General features: G+C 72.6%; 15 protein-coding genes and 1 pseudogene. 7 read left to right on the forward strand and 9 right to left on the reverse strand.

Annotated elements, in window-relative coordinates:
- Positions 1–135: 135 nt before the first annotated feature.
- Positions 136–1,086: a helix-turn-helix domain-containing protein gene (locus ACIRSS_RS25315; RefSeq protein WP_400898959.1), complete on the reverse strand. Its 951-nt coding sequence runs from the start codon at positions 1,084–1,086 to the stop codon at positions 136–138.
- A 257-nt stretch (positions 1,087–1,343) separates the two neighbouring features.
- Between ACIRSS_RS25315 and ACIRSS_RS25320 the strand changes: the two genes are divergently transcribed.
- From ACIRSS_RS25320 to ACIRSS_RS25330, 3 genes are all read left to right on the forward strand, one after another.
- Positions 1,344–2,741: a hypothetical protein gene (locus ACIRSS_RS25320; RefSeq protein WP_400898961.1), complete on the forward strand. Its 1,398-nt coding sequence runs from the start codon at positions 1,344–1,346 to the stop codon at positions 2,739–2,741.
- A 106-nt stretch (positions 2,742–2,847) separates the two neighbouring features.
- Positions 2,848–3,993 (forward strand): acyl-CoA dehydrogenase family protein, encoded by a 1,146-nt coding sequence (locus tag ACIRSS_RS25325; RefSeq protein WP_400898963.1) that lies wholly within the window; start codon positions 2,848–2,850, stop codon positions 3,991–3,993.
- The gene (locus ACIRSS_RS25330) at positions 3,990–4,820 is read left to right on the forward strand and encodes a MaoC family dehydratase N-terminal domain-containing protein (RefSeq protein ID WP_400898965.1); all 831 of its coding nucleotides are present in this window, start codon (positions 3,990–3,992) and stop codon (positions 4,818–4,820) included. Before ACIRSS_RS25325 ends, ACIRSS_RS25330 begins: the two co-directional genes overlap by 4 nt.
- Here ACIRSS_RS25330 and ACIRSS_RS25335 read toward each other — a convergent pair.
- Entirely contained in the window at positions 4,817–6,055 is a 1,239-nt protein-coding gene (locus ACIRSS_RS25335) for a prolyl oligopeptidase family serine peptidase (RefSeq protein ID WP_400898967.1), read from the reverse strand. The genes ACIRSS_RS25330 and ACIRSS_RS25335 overlap by 4 nt on opposite strands.
- Positions 6,056–6,081: 26 nt before the next feature.
- Positions 6,082–8,313 carry a molybdopterin-dependent oxidoreductase gene (locus ACIRSS_RS25340; RefSeq protein WP_400898969.1) on the reverse strand — a complete coding sequence of 744 codons (2,232 nt, stop codon included), beginning with the start codon at positions 8,311–8,313 and terminating at the stop codon, positions 6,082–6,084.
- 285 nt (positions 8,314–8,598) lie between these two features.
- On the opposite strand from ACIRSS_RS25340, the gene ACIRSS_RS25345 reads away from it, so the two are divergent.
- Complete coding sequence (locus ACIRSS_RS25345) at positions 8,599–9,105, forward strand: AAA family ATPase (RefSeq protein WP_400898971.1); 507 nt, start codon at positions 8,599–8,601, stop codon at positions 9,103–9,105.
- A gap of 13 nt (positions 9,106–9,118) precedes the next feature.
- Here ACIRSS_RS25345 and ACIRSS_RS25350 read toward each other — a convergent pair whose 3' ends face one another.
- From ACIRSS_RS25350 to ACIRSS_RS25360, 3 genes are all read right to left on the reverse strand, one after another.
- Positions 9,119–10,333, reverse strand: coding sequence for an RNA polymerase sigma factor (locus ACIRSS_RS25350; RefSeq protein WP_400898973.1), 1,215 nt, complete (start codon positions 10,331–10,333; stop codon positions 9,119–9,121).
- A complete protein-coding gene (locus ACIRSS_RS25355) occupies positions 10,333–10,716 on the reverse strand; it encodes a YciI family protein (RefSeq protein ID WP_400898975.1) in 384 nt (127 codons plus the stop codon). The genes ACIRSS_RS25350 and ACIRSS_RS25355 overlap by 1 nt, the downstream gene beginning before the upstream one ends.
- A gap of 157 nt (positions 10,717–10,873) precedes the next feature.
- Positions 10,874–11,881: an ABC transporter substrate-binding protein gene (locus ACIRSS_RS25360; RefSeq protein ID WP_400898977.1), complete on the reverse strand. Its 1,008-nt coding sequence runs from the start codon at positions 11,879–11,881 to the stop codon at positions 10,874–10,876.
- Positions 11,882–12,882: 1,001 nt separating this feature from the next.
- Between ACIRSS_RS25360 and ACIRSS_RS25365 the strand changes: the two genes are divergently transcribed.
- Positions 12,883–15,714 carry an AAA family ATPase gene (locus ACIRSS_RS25365; protein WP_400898979.1) on the forward strand — a complete coding sequence of 944 codons (2,832 nt, stop codon included), beginning with the start codon at positions 12,883–12,885 and terminating at the stop codon, positions 15,712–15,714.
- A 47-nt stretch (positions 15,715–15,761) separates the two neighbouring features.
- Here the strand turns inward: ACIRSS_RS25365 and ACIRSS_RS25370 are convergent, their stop codons facing one another.
- Both ACIRSS_RS25370 and ACIRSS_RS25375 read right to left on the reverse strand, forming a co-directional pair.
- A complete protein-coding gene (locus tag ACIRSS_RS25370; RefSeq protein ID WP_400898981.1) occupies positions 15,762–16,913 on the reverse strand; it encodes an MFS transporter in 1,152 nt (383 codons plus the stop codon).
- 257 nt (positions 16,914–17,170) lie between these two features.
- The gene (locus ACIRSS_RS25375; protein WP_400898983.1) at positions 17,171–18,058 is read right to left on the reverse strand and encodes a LysR family transcriptional regulator; all 888 of its coding nucleotides are present in this window, start codon (positions 18,056–18,058) and stop codon (positions 17,171–17,173) included.
- 92 nt (positions 18,059–18,150) lie between these two features.
- On the opposite strand from ACIRSS_RS25375, the gene ACIRSS_RS25380 reads away from it, so the two are divergent.
- The gene (locus ACIRSS_RS25380; RefSeq protein WP_400898986.1) at positions 18,151–18,996 is read left to right on the forward strand and encodes an EamA family transporter; all 846 of its coding nucleotides are present in this window, start codon (positions 18,151–18,153) and stop codon (positions 18,994–18,996) included.
- 173 nt (positions 18,997–19,169) lie between these two features.
- Here the strand turns inward: ACIRSS_RS25380 and ACIRSS_RS25385 are convergent.
- A pseudogene (locus ACIRSS_RS25385) lies at positions 19,170–20,346 on the reverse strand (glycosyltransferase).
- A gap of 148 nt (positions 20,347–20,494) precedes the next feature.
- On the opposite strand from ACIRSS_RS25385, the gene ACIRSS_RS25390 reads away from it, so the two are divergent.
- The gene (locus ACIRSS_RS25390) at positions 20,495–21,199 is read left to right on the forward strand and encodes a hypothetical protein (protein ID WP_400898988.1); all 705 of its coding nucleotides are present in this window, start codon (positions 20,495–20,497) and stop codon (positions 21,197–21,199) included.
- Positions 21,200–21,218: the final 19 nt, after the last annotated feature.

Genomic DNA, 21,218 nt, shown 5'->3' on the forward strand with positions numbered 1-21,218 from the left:
CGGCCACTGGGGGTCTGACGCCGGGAACCCCGCCAGTCCGGGGTTTCCGGCGTCAGCGTGCCGCGAAGCCCGCGCCCTCCAGGCCCTCTCCCAGGGGCCGCCCCTCGCGGAGGGCGCGGGCTTCGCCCTTCGCGCTCAGTGCGGTGGCGGGGTCTGCAGCGCCGCCGAACAGGACGGCCAGTCGTGGAAGTCGTGGCGCGCGCTCCACAGGCGGTGCGCCGCGTCGATGTTCCAGGCCGGGTCGAACGCCTGCCGCGGCGTGCCGCCCAGGTCCAGCAGACGGGCGTCGGAGATCTGGAATACCCCCCAGTTGCGGCTGCCGTTCGTGTTCGGCAGCACCCACAGCGGGTCGAGGAACGAGGCGCAGCGGGCGATCGCGACGGCGGTGTCCGGCGCTTCGGTGAACACGGCCCGGATCCGCTGCTCCACCATGGCCGGCGACCAGCCCGCCAGGCTGGTCCGGTGGTCGTAGAGCGCGTTCTTGGTGGCGTCGTCGACGACGCCGCGGGGCGGCAGCCCGGCCAGCACCTGGAACGCGGTGACCCGGCGCAGGGTCTCCGGGCCGAACGAGCCGTCGACCGAGAGCCGTCCCTGGGCCGAGGCCAGCAGGTTCTGCACCTCGGTGACGCACTCGTCGTGCTGGCCCATGCTCACCGGCGGCTGGCAGCCGGGCGAGAACAGCACCCGGTCGGCGTACCGGCCAGGAGGCGCGCCCGACCCGTCGGCGGTGACCCAGAACAGGCCGCCGGCGAGCAGGACGACGGCCGCGATGGCGACCGCGGCGTACCAGCGCCGGCGTCGCGGCGCGGGGGCCTCGACGGGTTCCGCCGGCACCTCGTCGACCCGGCCGGCGTCGGCGAGAGCCCAGAGCTGGTGCAGTTCACGGAGTTCGTCCGCGGAGGCGCCGCAGACCTTGGCGAAGGAGTGGACGACGCGGTAGTCGGCGGGGACGCTCTTGCCCGAGCAGTACCGGTGCAGGCTGGACCCGCTGGCCCCGGCCAGCCTGCCGAGCCGTTCGTAGCCCTGGCCGCTGCGGTCCTTCAACATGCGCAGGTAGGCGGCGAACTTGTCCGTGTGCACTGTCACGGTGACGGGAACACCTCGCTCGGGGCAGCGGATGACGGACGGAAGTTAACACCGTCCCGCTGCCTTCCGGGCGGAAACCGGCGGATTGGGCCACTTGGCGGACCGGGGGAACGGACCGGCCCCAGCCGGTTCACCGCGGCAGAACGCACAACTCGCGGCAAAGGTTGCCGTACCGGTCCAGCGGAATGTTCCGGTCTCCCCGGACTTCGGGGGCGGTCCTAGGTTTTCCCCTACAACCCAAAAGGGGGAAGAAAACCATGCCGACTGGCAGATTCACGCGGTCAGCTTCCGTGCTGGCCGCGGCACTCCTCATGACCGGGATGGCCGCCGCGCCGGCGCTGGCCGCCTCCGGGCCGAACCTCAAGGTCAGCGTCGTCGCCCAGCAGGGGCACTGGCTCCTGGGCGAGTACGTCGGGCTCGACGTGACCGTGAGCAACATCGGGGACTCCGCCGTCTCCGGTGCCTTCGGGACCGCCTTTTCGGAGTCCGGGACGGACTTCTGGGTCGACCAGCACCAGTGGGGCGACCTCGACGACAGCGGCAGCGGCGCCACCATCGCGCAGGGGGAGACCCGGACCCTCCACCTCACCGGGCAGCTCGGGTCGACGTACTACGGCGACTCCGTCGTGCACGTCGAGGTGTACGGCGCCGGCGACACCGACTACAGCGACAACGTCCAGCGGGTCACCGTGCCGCTCGCGACGGGCACCGAGCGGGTCGCCGGCGTGCTGTACGGGGACACCAACGGCGACGGCAAGCCGTCGCCCGGGGAAGCCCTGGCCGGGGCCCGGGTGCGCTTCTTCGGCGTCGGCACGACGCTCGAGATGTACACCACCACCGACGCGACCGGCCACTTCTCCTACGACGGCCTCCCGCTGACCCGGACCGCCTACCTGAGCTTCGACCGGCTGCCCGGCGGCTGGATCGCCCCGGACCTGCCGGACCTGCGGCTGGACGGCCGGGGCGCCTACACGGCGTTGGAGGTCGCGGCCACCCGGCCGCTGTCCGACGTGCTGCACGAGACCCTCACGCTGGACAAGACGAGCTACGCCGCCGGTGACACCGGCAAGGTGACGGTCACGCTGACCAACTCCGGCACCAAGCCGCTGACCGGTCTCTTCCTCACCTGCGACGCGGGCGGCTTCGGCTCGGCGCTGGCCGTGACCGACGACCAGTGGGGCGCGTTCGCCAACCAGCGCCGGGCGGGCTCGCTGGCCGCGGGGCAGTGGCTCGTGCTGACGGCGACGGGCAAGGTGCCCGACAAGGCGGCCTACACCGGCGTCACCGGGCTCGACTGCACCGCCCAGGACGGCCACACCGGCGGCGCGCCGTACGTGTCCGCCACCGCCAAGGTGCCCGGCAAGGTGGCCGACTCCCACGGCCAGGTCTGGCTCGACCAGAACGGCAACAACACGCCGGACGCCGGCGAGGGCATGGCGTACCGGAACCTGGTGCTGCTCGACAACGGCACCATCCGCGCGTACGCCCGGACCGACGCCAACGGCTACGCGACGTTCAAGGGCGTGCCGGTCGGCAACTACCAGCTGCGGGTGCTCGGCCCGTGGAAGGCGGCGGCCCCGGACAACGGCGAGCTGAACGTCGCCGCGCCGCCCTACAGCGGCGGTGACTGGGTCATGCAGTTCGTCGCCAGCTGAGCGCCGGGGGTGTTCCGGGCGGTGCGAGCCGCCCGGGACACCGCCGCGCGGCGGCTCGGGTTCGGTGGGAAGCTCGGAGCGCGACCACGTTCCGAGGAGAAAGCCCATGGATGACGCCGAACTGGCCATTGTGGACACGGTCCGCGACTTCGTCGACCGCGACGTCCGGCCGGTCGTGCGCGAGCTCGAACACGCCGACGCCTACCCCGAAGAGCTCATCGAGCAGATGAAGCGGCTCGGGATCTACGGGCTGGCGATCCCCGAGCCGTACGGCGATGTGCGCGTCTCCACCGAGTGCTACGCGCTGGTGACCGAGGAGCTCGCGCGCGGCTGGATGAGCCTCGCCGGGGCGATGGGCGGGCACACGGTCGTCGCGAAGCTGATCCTCACCTTCGGCACCGAAGAGCAGAAGCGGCGCTACCTGCCCCGGATGGCGACCGGCGAGCTGCGCGCGACCATGGCGCTGACCGAACCCGGCGGCGGCTCGGACCTGCAAGCCTTGCGCACGACCGCACGCAGGGAAGGCGGCGCGTACGTCGTCGACGGCACCAAGACGTGGATCAGCAACGCCCGCCGCTCCGGCCTGGTCGCGCTGCTGTGCAAGACCGACCCGCGGGCCGAACCCGCGCACCGCGGCATCAGCATCCTGCTGGTCGAGAAGGTACCCGGCTTCACCGTTTCCCAGGACCTGCCGAAGCTCGGCTACAAGGGCATCGAGAGCTGCGAGATCATCTTCGACGACTGCCGCGTGCCGGCGGACGCGCTGCTCGGCGAAACCGAGGGCAAAGGGTTCGCGCAGATGATGCGGGGCCTGGAGGTCGGCCGCATCCAGGTCGCCGCGCGCGCCACCGGGGTCGCGCGCGCCGCGTTCGACGACGCCCTGAAGTACGCCCGGGAACGCGAGTCGTTCGGCAAGCCGATCTGGCAGCACCAGGCCGTCGGCAACCACCTCGCGACGATGGCGACCAAGCTGACCGCCGCCCGCCAGCTGCTGCTGCACGCCGCCCGCCGGTACGACTCCGGCGAACGCGCCGACCTGGAAGCCGGGATGGCGAAGCTGTTCTGCTCGGAGACGGCGATGGAGGTCGCGCTCGCCGCGATCCGCGTCCACGGCGGTTACGGGTACTCCACCGAGTTCGACGTCGAGCGGTACTTCCGGGACGCGCCGCTGATGATCGTCGGGGAAGGGACCAACGAGATCCAGCAGAACGTCATCGTCGGCCAGCTCGTCGCCCGCGGCGGCCTGCAGTGAACCTCCGGGACGCGGTCGCCGGCTGGCAACCCGACGCCGTCGAGACGTCCGAGGTGATCGGCGCCTGGCCGGCGACGGCCTTCGCGGCCCTGCTCGACCAACCCGCGCCGACCGGGCCGCTACCGCCGTTGTGGCACTGGTTCCACTTCCTCGAGCCGACGCCGCAGGCCGCGCTCGGCGAAGACGGCCATCCGGCGGAAGGGCGGTTCCTGCCACCGATCCCGGACCGGCGCCGGATGATCGCCGGCGGCCGGCTGGAGGTCCGGTCGCCGATCGTCCTCGGCGACCGGATAGACCGCCGCAGCGCACTGGCCGACGTCGTGGTGAAGGAGGGCCGCAGCGGGCAGATGGCGTTCGTGACCGTCCGCCACGAATACCGGCGCGGTGGCGAACTCCTGCTCATCGAGCACCAGGACGTCGTCTACCGATCGCAGCCCGCCGGGCAGCGGCGGCAGCTCGCCGAGCCCGAACCTGCCGCCGAGCCGCCGCACGAGTGGAAGATCGGCACGCCGACCGGGCCGCGGTTGCTGTTCCGGTTCAGCGCGCTGACCTACAACACCCACCGCATCCACTACGACGAGCCGTACGCGACCGGCGTCGAGGGCTATCCGGGGCTGGTCGTGCACGGCCCGCTGCTCGCCTTGCTGCTGCTGGAGATCCCGCGCCGGCACGGCGACCGCCCGGTGACGTCGTTCGCGTACCGGTTGTCCAGCCCGGTGTTCTCCGGCGCGACGGTGCTGACCCACGGGCGTCACGAGGGCGGCGGGTTCGCGTTGTCCGCCATGGCCGAGGGCGGCGCCACCGCGATCACCGGCACCGCGGCCTAGGCTCGTTTCCGCGCCATCCACTGCCAGACGTGGGTGCCGTGGTCGCTCGGGTCGTTGCGGGCCACGTAGATCCACGACCAGTGGCCAGGGAACTGGTGGCCGTCCCAGACGACGTGGTCGTAGAGCGTCAAAGTCGAGCGCGGGATGAGGTCGTGCGCGTGGACGCTGTTGGCCTGCGGGTCCACCGTGTCGTCGTCGGCGGAGGCGACCAGCCAGGTCGGCGTGCGGATCGCGGTCAGCTCGCCGTCGGGGATCAGCGGTGGGTCGCCGGCCTTCCGGCCCGCGACGACGCCGCAGATCGGGACCGACGCCGCGAAAGTGGCCGGGTAGACCGTGGTCATCTTCAGGCTCATGTAGCCGCCGTTGCTGCAGCCGACGACGTAAACGCGCCCGGGATCGACCGCCCGCGTGCGGAGCACGTCCCGGACGACCTCCTGGATGAGCGGGGCGAAGCGGGGGCCGTCGTCCATCCAGGCCGCGGTGCACTGCGGCGTGACCACGTACGCGCCCTCGAAGATCTTCTGCGCTTCCGGTGTGGCGAAGCCCAGCGCGCCGCGGTTGGCGCGCAACGTCGTCTCGTTGTCGTAGTAGCCGTCGGGCAGGGACGCGCCTTCGCCGCCGCCGTGCAGCCAGACGATCAGAGGACGGCGGCCGCGTCGGGGCGCCGGGGAGTACAGCCGGTACTTCATGCCGGACCGTGAGACGTGGTAAGTGAAAGCGTCGACCTCGGGGTTGGCCAGCCGGCCCTGGGTGAACCGGGTGACGGTGACCGGCCGGCCGTACCGCCGGAGCGGGGCGTTCTGCGTGATGGTGTAGACCAGGTCGAGCCGGACGTTGCGGCTCTTGCTGTTGATGTACCCCAGTGTGCCGCCGCCGGTCTGGCCTTCGCCGTGGCTCAGCGCGAGCACGATGTTCCCGCGGCGGTCGAGCCGCGCGGCCGTCACCGCCCGGTCGAGGTCGTAGCCGATGTCCTGCCCGCCGGTGTCGATCGGGCTGGTGGCCTTCACGTGCACGCTGAACGTGGTGGTGGTCAGGCTCGCCGGGTCGATCGGCCCGAGCCGGGCGGTGTCGAGGGTAACGGAGGTGATCTGCTCGCCGCCGTCGAGCGTTTCGGCGTCGAGGGTGAACCCGACGCCGCTGTCCGGGGCGGCGTGGGCGACAGCGGGTAGTGCGAGGCCGGCGGTGACGCCCGCGCCGGTGAGCAGAACGGTGCGACGGCTGAACGCGGTGACCATGCGAACTCCTTTGTCCGCAGGCCAGTCTATCGCCGGAAAGCGGTTTCCGGACCGTGCGGACGCAGCGCCCGCACGGGCGGGAGCGGGCCTTCGAAACATTCGACTTCGACGGCCGCGTGCTGACCCGCGCAGCCCTGCGACAACCGCGACGACGGGATGTCGGCGGTCAGCACGTTCGGGTTGCCGTGCGCGCACAGCGGCCCGGTGGGGTGGTCGTCGACCGGGTCGAACCACGCGCCGGTCGCGAGCTGGACCACGCCGGGCCGGAGGGCGTCGTCCAGGACCGCGCCGGCCAGGCAGGCGCCGCGGGTGTTGAACACCCGGACGACGTCGCCGGCCGCGATCCCGCGGGCCGCCGCGTCGGCCGGGTTGAGCCGGATCGGCTCGCGCCCGGCCACTTTCCCCGCCTGGCTGACTTCGCCGGCGTCGAGCTGGCTGTGCAGGCGGGTGTGCGGCTGGTTCGCGATCAGCCACAGCGGCCCGGTTTCGGTGGGTGGCAGCCAGACCGGGTGGCCGGGGCAGTCCGGGTAGCCGAACCCGGCGACCGTCGCCGACGTGATCTCGATGCGGCCACTGGGTGTCTTCAGCGGGTGGGCGTCCGGGTCCGCGCGGAAGTCCTCGAACAGCGTGTGGTGCTCGCGACCGGGCGGCAGCCGCAGCTCGCCGGCGGCCCAGAACTGCTCGAACGACGGTTCGTCGCGCCAGCCGCTGTACAGGTGTTCCAGCCACTGCCTCGGGGAACGGCCTTCGGTGAACTCCTTCTCCACCCCGAGGCGGAGAGCCAGCCCGGCGAAGATGGCGTAGTCGTCGCGTGCTTCGCCCGCGGGCTCGGCGATCCGGTGCATCGCGATCAGGTGGGTGTCGCGGCGGCCCGAGCCGAGGTCTTCGCGCTCCAGCGCCGTCGTCGCGGGCAGGACGATGTCGGCGTGGCGGGCCGTCGCCGTCCAGTGCGGTTCGTGGACGACGACGGTGTCCGGGCGGGTGAAGGCGCGGCGCAGGCGGTTGAGGTCCTGGTGGTGGTGGAACGGGTTGCCGCCGGCCCAGTAGACGAGCCGGGTGTCGGGGTAGCGGCGGACTTCGCCGTCGTAGTCGTAGGTTTCGCCGGGGTGCAGCAGCAGGTCGGCGATCCGCGCGACCGGGATGAACTCGCGCACCGGGTTCACGCCCTGCGGCAGGTACGGGACGCGCAGCTCGGGGCCGGTGTCGCCGACGTCGCCCATCGAGCCGTAGCCGTGCCCGAAACCGCCGCCCGGGAGTCCGATCTGTCCGAGCATCGCGGCCAGCGCGATGCCCGCCCACACTGGCTGTTCGCCGTGTTCGGTGCGCTGCAGCGACCACGTCACCGTGACCAGCGTGCGTTTCGCGGCCATTTCCCTGGCCAGCGCGACGATGTCGGGGGCCGGGATGCAGGTGATCCCGGCGGCCCATTCCGGAGTCTTGTCGTGCAGGTAACGCTCGAACTCGGGGTAGCCGACGCAGTAGCGGTCCAGGAAACCCTGGTCGTGTAGGTCTTCTGTGACCAGGGTGTGGGCCAGCGCGAGCATCAGCGCGGTGTCGGTGGCGGGCCGGATCGGGTACCAGCGGGCGTCCACAGTGGACGGAACGTCGTCGCGCAGCGGGCTGACGAGCGCGACGCGGGCCCGCAGCCGCGCGAGGTGCCCGGGCGTGCCGTGGACGGTGACGCCGCCCGGGGTGACGAAGACGTTTTTCTCGGGCACGCCGCCGAACGCGACGATCAGTTCGGTGTGCGCGGCGATCGTCGGCCAGGTCGACGCCTGCCGCAGCACCGCGTGCGTATCGCCGACGACGTGCGGCAGCAGCACGGAGGACGTCCCGTTGCTGTAGGTGTTGCGCGACGCCGTGAAGCCGCCGATCGTGTTGAGGAACCGGTGCAGCTGGCTCTGCGCGTGGTGGAACCGGCCGGCGCTGGCCCAGCCGTAGGAGCCGCCGAAGATGGCTTGGTTGCCGTGCTCGGTGCGGACGCGGTCCAGTTCGGCGGCCAGCCGGTCGAGGACGTCGTCCCAGGGCACGTCGACGAACTCGTCGCGGCCCCGGCGATCGTCCGGACCGGGGCCGTGGTCGAGCCAGCCGCGGCGGACGGCGGGCCGTGCCACCCGGCTCGGGTGCTCCAGCGCGGCGGCGAGGTTCCCCAGCAGCGGCGACGGCGCCGGATCGGCCGGATGCGGCTCGACGCGCAGCCGGCCATCGGGACCGACCTCGGCGGTGAAGGCGCCCCAGTGCGAAGTGCTCGGCTTCATGCCCCGACGGTAACCGTGCCGGCCGGGCCCGGCCGAAGAGTGGGAACTCTCGCGCGTGGCTTGGGCTGCCCGGCATGATGTCTCGACGGTAATCGCGCCGGCTGGACCCCGGTCGACGAGTGGGAACTCCTGCGCCCGGCTTGGGCTGCCTGGCATGGTGCTCCGGCGGTAGGCGCGCCGGCCGGACCCGGCCGGCGAGTGGGGACTCCTGCGCCCGACAGTAGCCGCGCCGCCCGGGCCCGGCCGACGAGTGGGAACTTTCGCGCCCGGCTTAGGCTGCCCGGCATGACGACCTCCGGTGCCCTGGTCGTGCTCGGCGGGCTGCCGGGCACCGGCAAGTCCACGATCGCCCGGCCGCTGGCCCGGGCGCTCAAGGCCGCGTACTTGCGGATCGACACGATCGAGCAGGCCCTCGTCGACTCCGGGGAGCTGACCGCGCGGCCGCGGGTCGCGGGGTACGTCGCCGGCTACGCGCTGGCCCGCGATCAGCTCGCCAACGGCGTCGACGTCGTCGTCGAGTGCGTGAACCCGCTCCGGCTCACCCGGGACGCCTGGCGCGCGGTCGGTTCCCGGGTGCTCGAAGTGGAGCTCGTCTGTTCCGATCCGCGCGAACACCGCGCCCGCGTCGAAGGGCGGACGGCCGACATCCCCGGCCTCGCGCTGCCGACGTGGCGGGACGTCGTCGAGCGGGAATACGAGCCGTGGGACCGCGACCACCTCGTCCTCGACACCGCCGCTGCGTCCGCGGCCGAGTGCGTCGAGCTGGTCCTGCGGCACCTCGGCGGAAGCTGACCGGCGGGGGAACTCAGTCCAGGGCGGCCACCTTCCGCAGCAGCACCGAGCGTTCGCGCTGGTTGGCGCACAGCCGGGCGGCGAGTTCCAGCTCGGCGCGCGCCTCCGGGAGCCGGCCGAGGCGGGTCAGCAGCTCGCCGCGGACCGTCGGGACCAGGTGCGACCCCGGCAGCCGGTCGGTCGCCACCAGCTCGTCCACGATCGCCAGGCCCTCCGCCGGACCCGACGCCATCGCCACCGCGACGGCCCGGTTGAGCTCCACCACCGGCGACGGCGCGACCCGGCCCAAGGCCTCGTACAGCACCACGATCCGGTCCCAGTCGGTCGCCTCGACCGACGCCGCCGTCGCGTGGGTGGCCGCGATCGCCGCCTGCAGGCCGTACGGGCCGAGGCCGCGGGCCGACGCCTTGGCCAGCTCGGCCAGCCCGCGGTGGATCGCCGAGAAGTCCCAGCTCCGGCGGTCCTGGTCCTCGAGCAGGATCGGCGTTCCGTCCGCGCCCGTCCGGGCCGGGAAGCGCGCGGCCGTCAGCTCGCACAACGCGAGCAGGCCGTGCACCTCCGGCTCGTCCGGCAGCAGCGCCGCCAGCGTGCGCGCCAGGCGGATCGCCTCGTACGCGACGTCGGGCCGCAGCAGCCGGTCGCCCGAAGTGGCCGTCGAGCCCTCGGTGAAGATCACGTAGAGGACGCTGAGCACGCCGCCCAGCCGCTCCCGGCGTTCGGCCGGCGGCGGCAGCTCGAACGGCACCCCGGCCGCCGCGATCGTCTTCTTGCCCCGGGTGATGCGGGCCTGCACGGTCGGCACCGGGACGAGGAACGCGCGGGCGATCTCCTCGCTGGTCAGGCCGCCGACCACGCGCAGGGTCAGCGCCACCCGGGCCTCGGGGGAGAGCACCGGGTGGCAGCTGGTGAACATCAGCGCCAGGACGTCGTCGTCGATCCGGTCGGGGTCGACCTCGTCGTCGGGCTCCGGACCGGCCGCCAGCAGGGCGTACCGGTCCTGCAGCGCCGTCCGGCGGCGGATCGCGTCGATCGCCCGCCGCCGGGCCGTGGCCTTCAGCCAGCCGGCCGGGTTGGCCGGCGGGTCGAGCGGCCACGACACCAGCGCCTCCGCGACCGCCTCCTGGGCGGCGTCCTCGGCCAGCCCGAAGTCGCCGGTGAACCGGGTCAGCGCGGAGACGATCCGCGCCGACTCGATCCGCCAGACGGCCTCGACGTCGGCCGGTCCCATCAGTTCCGGCCGTCGGTGGCGCCGCCGGGGACCTCTTCGCTGCCGGGCACCCGCCGGACCTCGACCTTGGCGCCCGGGGCCGCCGGCACCCGCTTGGCCCATTCGACCGCCTCCTGCTTCGAGGCGACGTCGATGAGGAAGAAGCCGCCGAACAGTTCCTTGGTCTCGCCGTACGGCCCGTCGGTGACCACGGGGGTTTCGCCGCTGAAGTCGACCACGACGCCCTGGCCCGGGTCGTCCAGCCCCTCGGCCGCGACGTAGACGCCGGCCTTGAACAGGTCTTCGATGAACTGGCGGCTGCTGACCATCATCTCGTCGATGTTGGCCATCATGGCGGCGTTCGACTCGTCGGTGCCCCGCATGATCAGCATGTACTGCGACATCGTGCTCTCCTCGTCCGCGGGGCCGCCTCTCGGCCCTCGCCCCCTCTTGTCGAACGGGCGGCCCGCGGATCAACACGGCCCCGGAAAAACTTTTCGACGCCGGTGCCGGCACCCGGTCCCGGGTGCGGATCGTATAGCGAGGAGGAGCCGGTGCGGGTCACCTACCGGCTTGCGGTCCGATCATCGAGTTCACGTCGATCGGCTTCGGGATGACGCCGAGCTGCAGCAACAGGTCCGGCACCCGCTGCAGGCGCCGGGCGTCCAGGATCGAGCCGTAGCCCGGCAGGGTGAGCAGCTTGGCGGTGTCCTCGTCGATCTTGGCGAACCGCACGAGCAGCGGCTCGACCTTGGCGCGGTCGACCAGGGCCTCGTGGGTGGCCTTCTGCATCGCGCGCTGGAACGCGGCCAGGGTCTTCGGGTTCTCCCGGACCCACTTCCGCGTCGCTCCGTAACCGGTCAGGGGGAAGTCCTGGGTCGCGCCGGTGTTGATGTCGATCACCGGGATCGCGCCGGCCGTCTTGGCGGCCTGCGTGATGTACGGCTCCGGCAGGTACGCGGCGTCGGCCTGGCCCTGCTGCAGCGCGGCGGCGATGTTCGGCAGCGGGATCAGCACCCATTTCACCTTGCCGAAATCGACGTTGTGGTCTTGCATCACCGAGCGCGTGAGCAGATCCGACGCGGTGTTCTTGGCCGTGATGGCGATCTTGGCGCCCGCCAGGTCGGAGATTGTTTTCACCGGCGAATTCGGCACCGTGACGATCGCATTGCTCTTGGCGTTGACCGACGTCGCGTCGGCGACCAGCTGCATGTCCGCGGTGCCGGTGCCGGTCGCGGTGAAGAACGGCGGGTAGGTGGAAAACGCGATGTCGGCCTCGCCCGAGATCGCCTTCGTCAGCGAGGCCTGGCCGCTGGCGGCGATGACGGAGTCGACGTTGAGGCCCTCGGCCTTGAAGAAGCCCTCGTCCTGGGCCAGCCAGAACGGCCCCAGGTCGGTGGTGGGCAGGATCGACACCTTGAGCGTCGACTTCTCCAGGTCGCTGCTCGCCGCGGCGTTCGGCTCGGCCGCACCGAGGGCGCCGCAGCCGGTGACGATCGTGACCGCGGCGAGGGCGAGCGCGGCGCGGCCGGCACGAGCCCGGCCACTGCTCCTGACGATTCCAAACAAGGCCTGCTCCTCGAAGGAGGTGAGTTGATGTACCGAATCCAGTGGATTCGTGTGAAATATTCCCCGACGTCAGGCAGGCCACTGTAGGAGCCGGGACATCGCTTGACAACGCGGGATGCGCGCCGAAAACGCGAATTCACCAGAATGGCGGCACCAATTCTTGATCGACGATCTTGCTTTTGCGGACGGGCGGTCGCCGGATACTACGAATCAATGCGGCGAAATGGCGGCGGCGCCGCTGAATTCCCGGGCGGGAGGCCCTCGGGCACGGGAATCCGGCGACGCCGGGTGTCGGCTATTCGGCGGTCGCGGGCACCGGTCGCCGATTACGGAAAGTGATGTCGGAGCGAGCGGTGGGGCTAACGCGGCGATCTCCGGCGGCGACGCGAACCGGCTGCCCGGAGTTTACCGGCGAAGTGCGGAAAACGTGGTCCGAAGCCGTCCGCCGGCGCGGAAAACAACAGGTCGGCGGCGTTCGGCGACGGCGAAACCCGGAGCGTTCACTTTTTGGAAACCGGGCGCCGCAGGCCGCCGTCGGTCCGCGTGTTCGGCGGCGTCTCGCTATTCGCGAGCGCTAGCGGGGAAAGATCGTGCGACGGAGTGTGGCCGCGTCGAAATCATCGAACGCCGCGCGCGGCCAAGGGGTCTCGGGTGCGTGCGAGAAAAGCCGGAGGCGATGTCCGCCCGCGAAATACTCTCTCGATCGTCGGCGGAAACACTGTTTCCCCTTGCTTTGTCCGGATTCGCCGCGTTGTGCCGCCAAGGGCGTACACTGCGCAAGCACCCGGGACGCCCACTGTGAGAATGGTCGACAACGCAGCATTCCTCGACGGCGGCCCGGCGGTTGGTGATCCTTCGATGCCCGGCCACGGGAATCACGCTCGGATCACGAGTCGGCGAATTTCTCGAAATTGATGTTTAACCGAGGAGAAGTCCCGGCGATCGGGGTTGGCCCGGTATACCTCTTGTTGGGGAACAACTTTTACTTCTATTATTCCGGTGTGCGGCCGCTCACGGACGGTACCGAACTGCTGGTCGGCCGGGACGGTGAGCTGTCCTGGCTGGTCGGCTGGATCCGTGATGTCGCCGCGGGCCGCGGCCACGCCGTGCTGGTGGACGGCGAGCCGGGCATCGGCAAGTCCGCGCTGGTGCGGGCGGCCTGCGCCGTCGCCGCCGACGCGGGCTGCCAGGTGTACTGGGGAGCCGGGGATGAGCTCGGGCAGGCCCTGCCGCTGCTCCCGCTCCTGGACGCCCTGGGGATCACGCCGGGCACGCGGGATCCCCGGCGGGCAGCCATCTCCAAGCTGCTGCGCGGCGGCGCCGTCGCGGGCGGAGGTGCCGACCTCGCCGCCGCGGCTTCCGAGCAGCTGATCACCCTGGTGGACCAGCTTTGCCAGGACGGGCCGGCCGTGCTGGTCGTCGACGAGCTGCAGTGGGCCGACCGCACGACGGTCGCGGTGTGGAGCCGGCTCGCCCGGTCCGTCCGGCAGCTGCCGCTGCTCCTGATCGGTGTGCTGCGCCCGGTGCCGCGCCGCGACGACCTGCGGTCGCTCTTCCGGCTCGTCGGACCGGACGAGCGGCTGCGACTGGGCCGGCTGGCCGACCCGGCGGTGCTCGAGCTGGTCGCCGCGCTGGCCGGCGGCAAACCGGGCGCCGAGCTGGCGCAGCTGGCCGACGGCGCCGCCGGGAACCCGTTGTACCTCACCGAACTGGTCGACGCGCTGAGCCGCAGCTCGTGCCTGGAGGTCGACACCGCGGGCGTCGTGGAGCTGACCGGCGCGGCCACGCCGGACTCGCTGCCGGAGGCGATCGCGGACCGGCTGGGCTTCCTGCCGGAGCAGGCACAGGGCGTGCTGCGCGCGGCGGCGCTGCTCGGGGTCGGCTTCTCGGTCGCGGACCTGGTGACCGTGACCGAAACCCCGCTCGCCGACCTGCTGCCCGCCCTCGACGAGGCCCGCGCCGCCGGGGTGCTCGTGGCGGCCGGGGACGACCTGGCCTTCCGGCACCCGCTGATCCGCGAAGCGTTGTACGACGAGATGCCGACGGCGGTCCGGGTCGCCTGGCACCAGGCCGCGGCGTTCGCGCTGGCCGAGGCGAGTGCCCCGGTCGAGCGGGTCGCGCGGCAGCTGCTGCCCATGGTGTCCACAACGGACAGCCGGGTGCCGGTGCCCGCCTGGGCCGTGCGGTGGCTGCTCGACGTGGCCACGCCGTTGATCGGGCAGGCGCCCGTGGTCGCGGTCGCGCTGCTGCGCCGCGCGGTGCGGGACGCCCCGCTCGACGACGCCGTGACCGGCGCGCTGGCCTGCCGGCTGGCCGACGCGTACTACCGGACGGACAACGTGGCCCAGGCCGAGCGGATCGCTTCCCGCGCCCTGGACCGCGTCCGCGACCCGGACGTGCGCGTGGACCTGCACACGACCGTCGTCCAGTGCCGCGGGTCCACCGGCCGCGCCGCCGAGTCCCTGGCCGCGCTGAACGAAGCCCTGACGCAACCCGGCCTGGAGCCGCGGCACCGGGCGAAGCTGCTGGTGCTCATCGCGCGCACGCACCGCGACCTCGGTGACGTGGAGACGGCGGGCGAGGTCGCCACCGCGGCGCTGGTGGAGCTCGGGCCGGCCGAAGACCGCTGGGCGACCGGGTGGGCGCTGCACCTGCTCAGCCTGGCCGCGATGTCGCGGGGCGACTGGGACGGTGCGTTGCCGCTGTTCGAGCGCGCGATGGCGATCGTGCGGGGCGACCCCGGGCTGATCGACCTCACACTGCTGCTGCGCATCAACCAGTCGGTCACCCTGGGCGCGCTCGACCGCCTCACCGACGCGCTCGCCGCCGCCGGGCAGGCGCGCGAGCTGGCCGACCGCACCGGCAGCGTCGCGCGGCTGTCGCAGGCCCAGAGCGCGATCGGGCAGATCCTGCTGGGGGCCGGCCGGTGGGACGACGCGCTGGCCGAGGTGGACGTCGTCGCGGACGACCGCAAGGAGCCGGCGGTGGTGTGCGCCGACCACGGGGTCGCCGCGATCATCCACTTCCACCGCGGCGAAACGGCCGACGCCCGCCGCCACCTCGACATCGCGGCGCTGCACGCGGAACGCATCGGCGACCAGGTCGTGGATCCGCTGGCGCGGGCCCGCGGCCTCGCCTTCGAGCACGCGAGCGCGCCCGAGCGGGCGCTGGCCGTGCTGACCGCCGCGTTCTCCAGCGAAGACGTGAGCCAGGAGCTGCTGGCCGACGCGGCCCGGCTCGCCGTGGTGACCGGCTACGAGCAGACCGTCGTGGAGATCGAGGCCCGGGTGCGCGCGCTCGCCGCCGAGTCCGCCATCCCGCACCGCCGCGCCCTGGCCATGTACTGCCGGGGCTTGCTGGAGCAGGACGGGACGATGCTGCTGCGCGCCGCCGACAGCTACCGCGACGCGGGCCGGCCGCTTTCCCGGGCCAGGGCCCTGGAAGCCGCCGCGATCGCCTTCGCCACGTCCCAGGACGAAGACCGCGGTTCGGCGCGGGCCGCCTTCACCCACGCGACCGACCTGTACGCGGAGCTGGACGCGCAGTGGGACGTCGCGCGGCTGCGCGCGATCTTCCGGGCGTTCGGCATCCGCCGCGGCCCGACGGTGAAGCACCGCCAGACCACGCACGGGTGGGACAGCCTCACCCCGACCGAGGGCCGGATCGCCGCGCTCGTCGTCGAAGGCCTGTCGAACCCGCAGATCGCGGCCCGCCTCTACCTGTCCCCGCGCACGGTCGGCACGCACGTGTCGCACATCCTGACCAAGCTGGGCGTGCACTCGCGCATCGACATCGCCCGGGAAGCCGCCCGCCACCAGTCCGCGTCGGGCTGAGAGTGGGCGGCTTCCCGCGCGGTCGGCAGCCGCGCGGGAAGCCGGGCTCAGACCCCCACTTCCGGAGCGTTCCCCTGGGGCCGCACGGTGAGGGCGCGCGCCACCGGCGTCGCGGCGGTGCGGCGCGAGACGGAGATGTGCCCGCTGACCACCTGGCCGAGCAGGATCGCCAGGACCAGCACCAGCGGGGTCTGCCAGGTCCCGGTGCGCGTGTGCAGCCAGCCGCAGGCCAGCACCCCGAAGCCGGCGATGACGTACCCCACGCCTTGGACCACAGCGGACAGCGAAAGTGAGCTGCCCTTGCTGCGCAACGAGATGGTCGTCAGGACGAACGCGAGCGAACCCATGCCGGCGCCGGTGGCCACGGCCCACAGCCAAGGTGCGGCCGCCGGTGCGACGAGCAGGCCCGTCACCCCGATGACGTTGGGCGTGGCCAGGACGACGACGAGCAGGGTCTGGTTGCGCCACCGGCGGGTCCAGCCGGGGACCAGCAGCATCATGGGCAACCCCATGGCCATCGACACCGCGAGGCACGTGCCCGCGGTCGTCGGCGAGACCCCCGCGTCGCGCAGGATGCCGGGGAGCCAGCCCATGACCAGGAACGTCACCGTCGAGATGAGTCCGAAGTGGATGGTCAGCGCGGCGGCCGGCGTCATCCCGGTGGCTTTCCGGGGGGCCACGAAGGACTCGTCGGGGGTGCGCTGCCACATCTGCATGGCCAGCAGCGCGACGATCGCCCACAGGCCGAGGGCGTAGCGCCACGAGGACGACATGACGACGGCGGGCGTGACCAGCGCGCCCGCCGTGCTGCCGAGCCCGAGCCCGAAGGTGAAGGCGGCGGAACCCTTGGCCAGCAGGGGCAACATGGTGCCGAGCACGGCGATGGACAGGCACGCCAGCGCCGTCCCGACCAGCAGTTGTGCCGAGCCACCGAGAACCCGGCCGGCCAGCGACAGCACCAGCCCCGCGAGACCAACGGAGACGGTCCGGTGGGTGCCGACCCGGCTGCACAGCCACGGTGTCGCCCAGCCGCCGAGCCCGATGGCCCACAGGGGAAGCGCGACGAGTACCGCGGCGACGAGGTTTCCGGCGACGGAGATGTCCGGCAGGGCCGCACCCAGGCTGGTCACGGCCGGGCGCAGGTTGATGGCCAGCAGGAAGATCACAACGGTGGAGGCGGTGGTGTTGGCACGAGTCATCGCTCCTCCTCGGTGTCGAGGTCGGAGCGGCGGGCCCCGTGGAACAATGCTTCGCGGAACGCGTGGATCAGACATCCGTCACCTGACGGATGCCCGGAAGGTTCGTTGCGCCTCAACGTTTCTACGTCGTTTCGCCGGACCTGCGAATGGGCGTGCATCGGCACGGCCGGGCGAAGTGGGGTGACGCTGGGGAGTCGGCGCCCGGGCAAGCGAGCTGTCAACGGCCATCCGGGCGACCGTGGACCGGTTGTGTCGTCTCAGTGCGTCAGCAGGTCGAGCACCAGCGCCAGCGGCGGCCACGCGGCGCGGCCCCGGCGGGTGCACGCGAAGGCCCGCTGCCGGACGGCCGGATCGGCCAGCGGCAGCAGGGCGACGCCCTCCCGGGTGGGCCGCCCCACCGGAAGCAGGCCGACCCCGCGGCCGAACGCCGTGATGAGGTCTTCGACGAGGTCGAGGCTGTCGGCGCGGTGCGTGACCCGGGGCGTGAACCCGGCCATGGACGCGAGCGTGCGCACCACGTCCTCGTCGGCGGTGTTGCGCGAGTTGCCGATCCAGTCGTGGTCGCGGAAGGCGTCGAAGACGGCGAGGGTGCCCGCCCCGCGCACCCGGCGCGCGTCGGCCGCCGGGACGCCGAGTCCCCACGCCGTCGTCCACAGTGGACTGACAGCGACCGCGGGATCCGTCGTGGCGGGTGCGAGGTCGTAGTCGTAGACGAGCGCGAGGTCGAGGTCGTCGGCGAGCAGCGCGGCCAGTGCTTCGGCGGGTTCGTACTCGCTGACCAGCACCCGCACGCCGGGGTGGTTGCGCGCGAGGTCGGCCACGGCCGGCAGCACCGCACGCCGGACCGCGGTGGCGAACCCGGCGACGCGGACGGTGCCCGCCGGTTCGGCGTGCGGGTCGAGGTCGGCCTGCGCGGCTTCGACGGCGGCCAGGATCGTCACCGCGTGGTCGGCCAGCCGCCGCCCGGCCGGGGTCAGGCGCACGCGGCGGCCGTCCGGTTCGAGCAGCGGCGTGCCGGCCTCCCGGGCCAGCACGGCGATCTGCTGGGAGACCGTCGACGTGGTGGTGCCGAGCACATCGGCCACGGCCCGCATCGACCCGTGGCGCGACAGCTCCAGGAGGTACCGCAGCCTGCGCGTGTCCATCCTCCGATTGTCCACGAATCCTGAATGGACTGTCCAGCATCGGCAAGTGGACGCGAACGGTGTCCGGGGTATTCCCTGGAGGCGTGCCCCCAGTGACCCGATCCGGAGCGACCCTCGCGGTCGCGGCCATGCTCTGCGTCCAGCTCGGTCTCGCCGTGTCCGTCGGCCTGTTCGACCGCGTCGGCCCCGAAGGAGCCGCGTGGCTGCGGCTGGCGTGGGCCGGCGTGCTGCTCCTCGTGGTGGTGCGGCCGCGGCCGTCGTCGTTCCGGCGGACGGCGTTCGTGGCCTGCGTGGCTCTGGGGGTGGTCACGGCCGGGATGACCATGCTGTTCATGGAGGCGGTGGCGCGGCTGCCGCTGGGCACGGCGAGCGCGCTGGAGTTCCTCGGGCCGCTGACCGTGGCGATCACCCGCGGCCGCGGTGGCAAGAGGCTGTGGCCGGTCCTCGCCGCGGCCGGCGTGGTGCTGCTGACCCAGCCGTGGCGGGGTGGCGCGGACCTCGCGGGTGTGGGGTTCGCGCTGGCCGCGGCGGTGTGCTGGGCGGGCTACATCCTGCTGACGCAGCGGGTCGGCGACGAGGTGTCGGGCGTGCGCGGGCTGGCCGTGTCGATGCCGGTGGCCGGCATCGTGGCGACGCTGGTGTACGGGCCTTCGGTGGCCGGGCACCTGACGTGGCAGCTCCTGCTGACCGGCCTCGGCCTGGCGGTGCTGCTCCCGGTGGTGCCGTTCAGCCTGGAGATGCTCGCGCTGCGGCGCTTGACGACGGCGGCGTTCGGGACGCTCATGAGCCTCGAGCCGGTGATCGCGCTGGTGATCGGGCTGGTGGTGCTGCACCAGGTGCCGGACGCGGCCGCGGTGGCCGGGGTGGCGTTCGTGGTGGTGGCGGGGGTGGGTGCCGAGCGGACCGGTGCGCGGGAGCCGGTGCGGCAGCCGGTTTGAGTGCGGTGGCGGGAGCCGGTGCGGCAGCCGGCCTGACCGCGCTGCGGCCGCGGCGCTCAGAGGGCGCTGAGCCGGTCACGCAGACGGCCTAAGTACCCTTTGCCGTCCCGCCGCGCCGACCGCGCTGAGCGGACCGCTGGAAGCGTTTGCCGGGGCCCCTGAGCGCCCCCGGCTCACCGCAGGGCGTCGAGCAGCCGGCGGGCGGCCACCGTCGCTCCGTCGGTGCGCATCTCGGCACCCAAAGCCGCCGCCCGGGCCCGGGTCTCGGGCGCCAGTGCCGTGTCGAACGCGGTGCTCAGGGACTCGAGTGTCGCCGTCGCGCCGTCCAGGGCCGCGCCGACCTCGGTGGCCGCCACCCGGCTCGCCCAATACGGGTTGTCCGCCAACCGGATCGGCACCACCACCTGCGGCACGCCCGACCGCGCGGCCGTCTGCGTCGTGCCCGCGCCGCCGTGGTGGACCACCGCCGCGAGTTCGCCGAACAGGCGCTGGTGGTTGACGTCGCCGATGGTGAAGCAGCCGGCCACGGCCAGGTCCGCCCAGCCGCGCGAGAGCAGCACGCGGTACCCCCGCGCGCGGCTCAGCTCGACCGACCAGCGGGCGATGTCCGGGGCCGGGCTGATGCTGCCGAAGCCCACGTAGACCGGCGGCGGCCCCGGCGTCCAGGAACGCCACCAGCTCGGGCGGCAGCGGACGCTCGTCCACCCGCGTCCACGCTCCGGTCTGGACCACTTCGACGCCCGGGACCGCCGGCCCCAGGACCGGGTCCGCCGCCAGCCACGGCCGGTCGGAGTAGACGTGGTCGCGCACGTTGTCCACCGGGGCCAGGCCGAGCGCGGCCCGGTGGCGGTTGAGCGCGTCGCGGAACTGCTCGTTCACCTTGTCGGCGTCCAGTTCCCACAACGCCGTGTTGGCCCCCTCCGGCTCCGGCCAGCCCGGCCGCGGCGGCGGCGCGTGGTGCGGCGACGGCAGGTTCACCACCGAATAAGTCACGTACACGTACGGGATTCCCGCGGCTTCGGCCACCGACCGCGCGGCGACCTGAGCCAGGCCGGCCGCCACCAGCGCGTCGCACCCTTCGGCCGCCGAAGGGAAAACCTCGAACTGCGTTTCGACGATTTCGGTCCGGTACCGCGACAGTTCGGCCGGGGTCGTCCCGCGCATCAGCGTCCGCACCGGCGGTCCGACCGGCACCGACTCGATCCCGAGGCCGGCCAGCCGGTCGGCGAACTCCTCGTCCGGCGGGACGCACATCCGGACGTCCGCGCCGAGGGCCCGCAGCTGCGTCGCGAGGGCCAGCAGCGGTTCGACGTCACCGAGCGTTCCGTACGTGGACAGCAGTACTCGCATCCGTGCGCCCTCTTCGCTTCCTCTTCGCCGACGTGATCAGTCTACGGCGCTCAAGTGAGCGCTTTCCCCTCGCGCGGAACGGTCCCCGGTGACTACTGTCGAGGCGGACAAGGGCTCCTGACCGTCAACAGAACTTGAGGGCCATTCGATGCCTGTTTCGTCCGTCCCCACCCCCGACGTCTCGATCATCCTGCCCTGCGCGGGATTCGGGACGCGCTTCGGAGCGCCGTACGCGAAGGAGCTGCACTGCCTGGCTCCCGGCGTCACCGTCCTGGACCGCAGCCTGGAGGCCGTCGTCGAGCTGGCGGCGAGCGGCCTCGCCGTCCGCGTGGTCGTCGTGTTCGGGACGCACAAGCTGGACACGGTGAAGTACCTGGCCCGCTACGCCGGGACCTTCCAGCTCGTCTTCGTCTACCAGGACGACGCGGCCGAGCCGGGACTCGACGGCGCGATCCGCTGCGCCCTGCCGATGACGCGGGGACCGGTCGCCCTCGTATTGCCTGACATCGTTGTCAGCGGCACCGGCAGCGCCGGGAGCCTGCGCACCGCCCTGCGGCGGACGGAGGTGGCGGGCTGGACGGTGGTCGCCGCCGAGGAGTCGGATCCGGGCACGCTGCGGCAGATGGGCGCGCTGACCGTGGTCGACGCGGGGGACGCCGTGACCGTCAAGGCGGCCGCGGAAAAGCCGGTGGATCCGTCCGGGTACAACGCGCTCTGGGGCATGGTCGCGGTCGCGGAGGACGAGGCGCACCGGCTGCCCGACGTCGTGGTGCGCGAGGCGGACAGCCCGTTGGCCGGCGCGGCCGCCCTCATGGTCGAGCGGATCGTCAACTACAACACCACCGAAGGCTGACCCGTCCAGTGTGGACGCA

The sequence above is a fragment of the Amycolatopsis sp. NPDC101161 genome (assembly GCF_044768185.1).
GTDB lineage: Bacteria > Actinomycetota > Actinomycetes > Mycobacteriales > Pseudonocardiaceae > Amycolatopsis.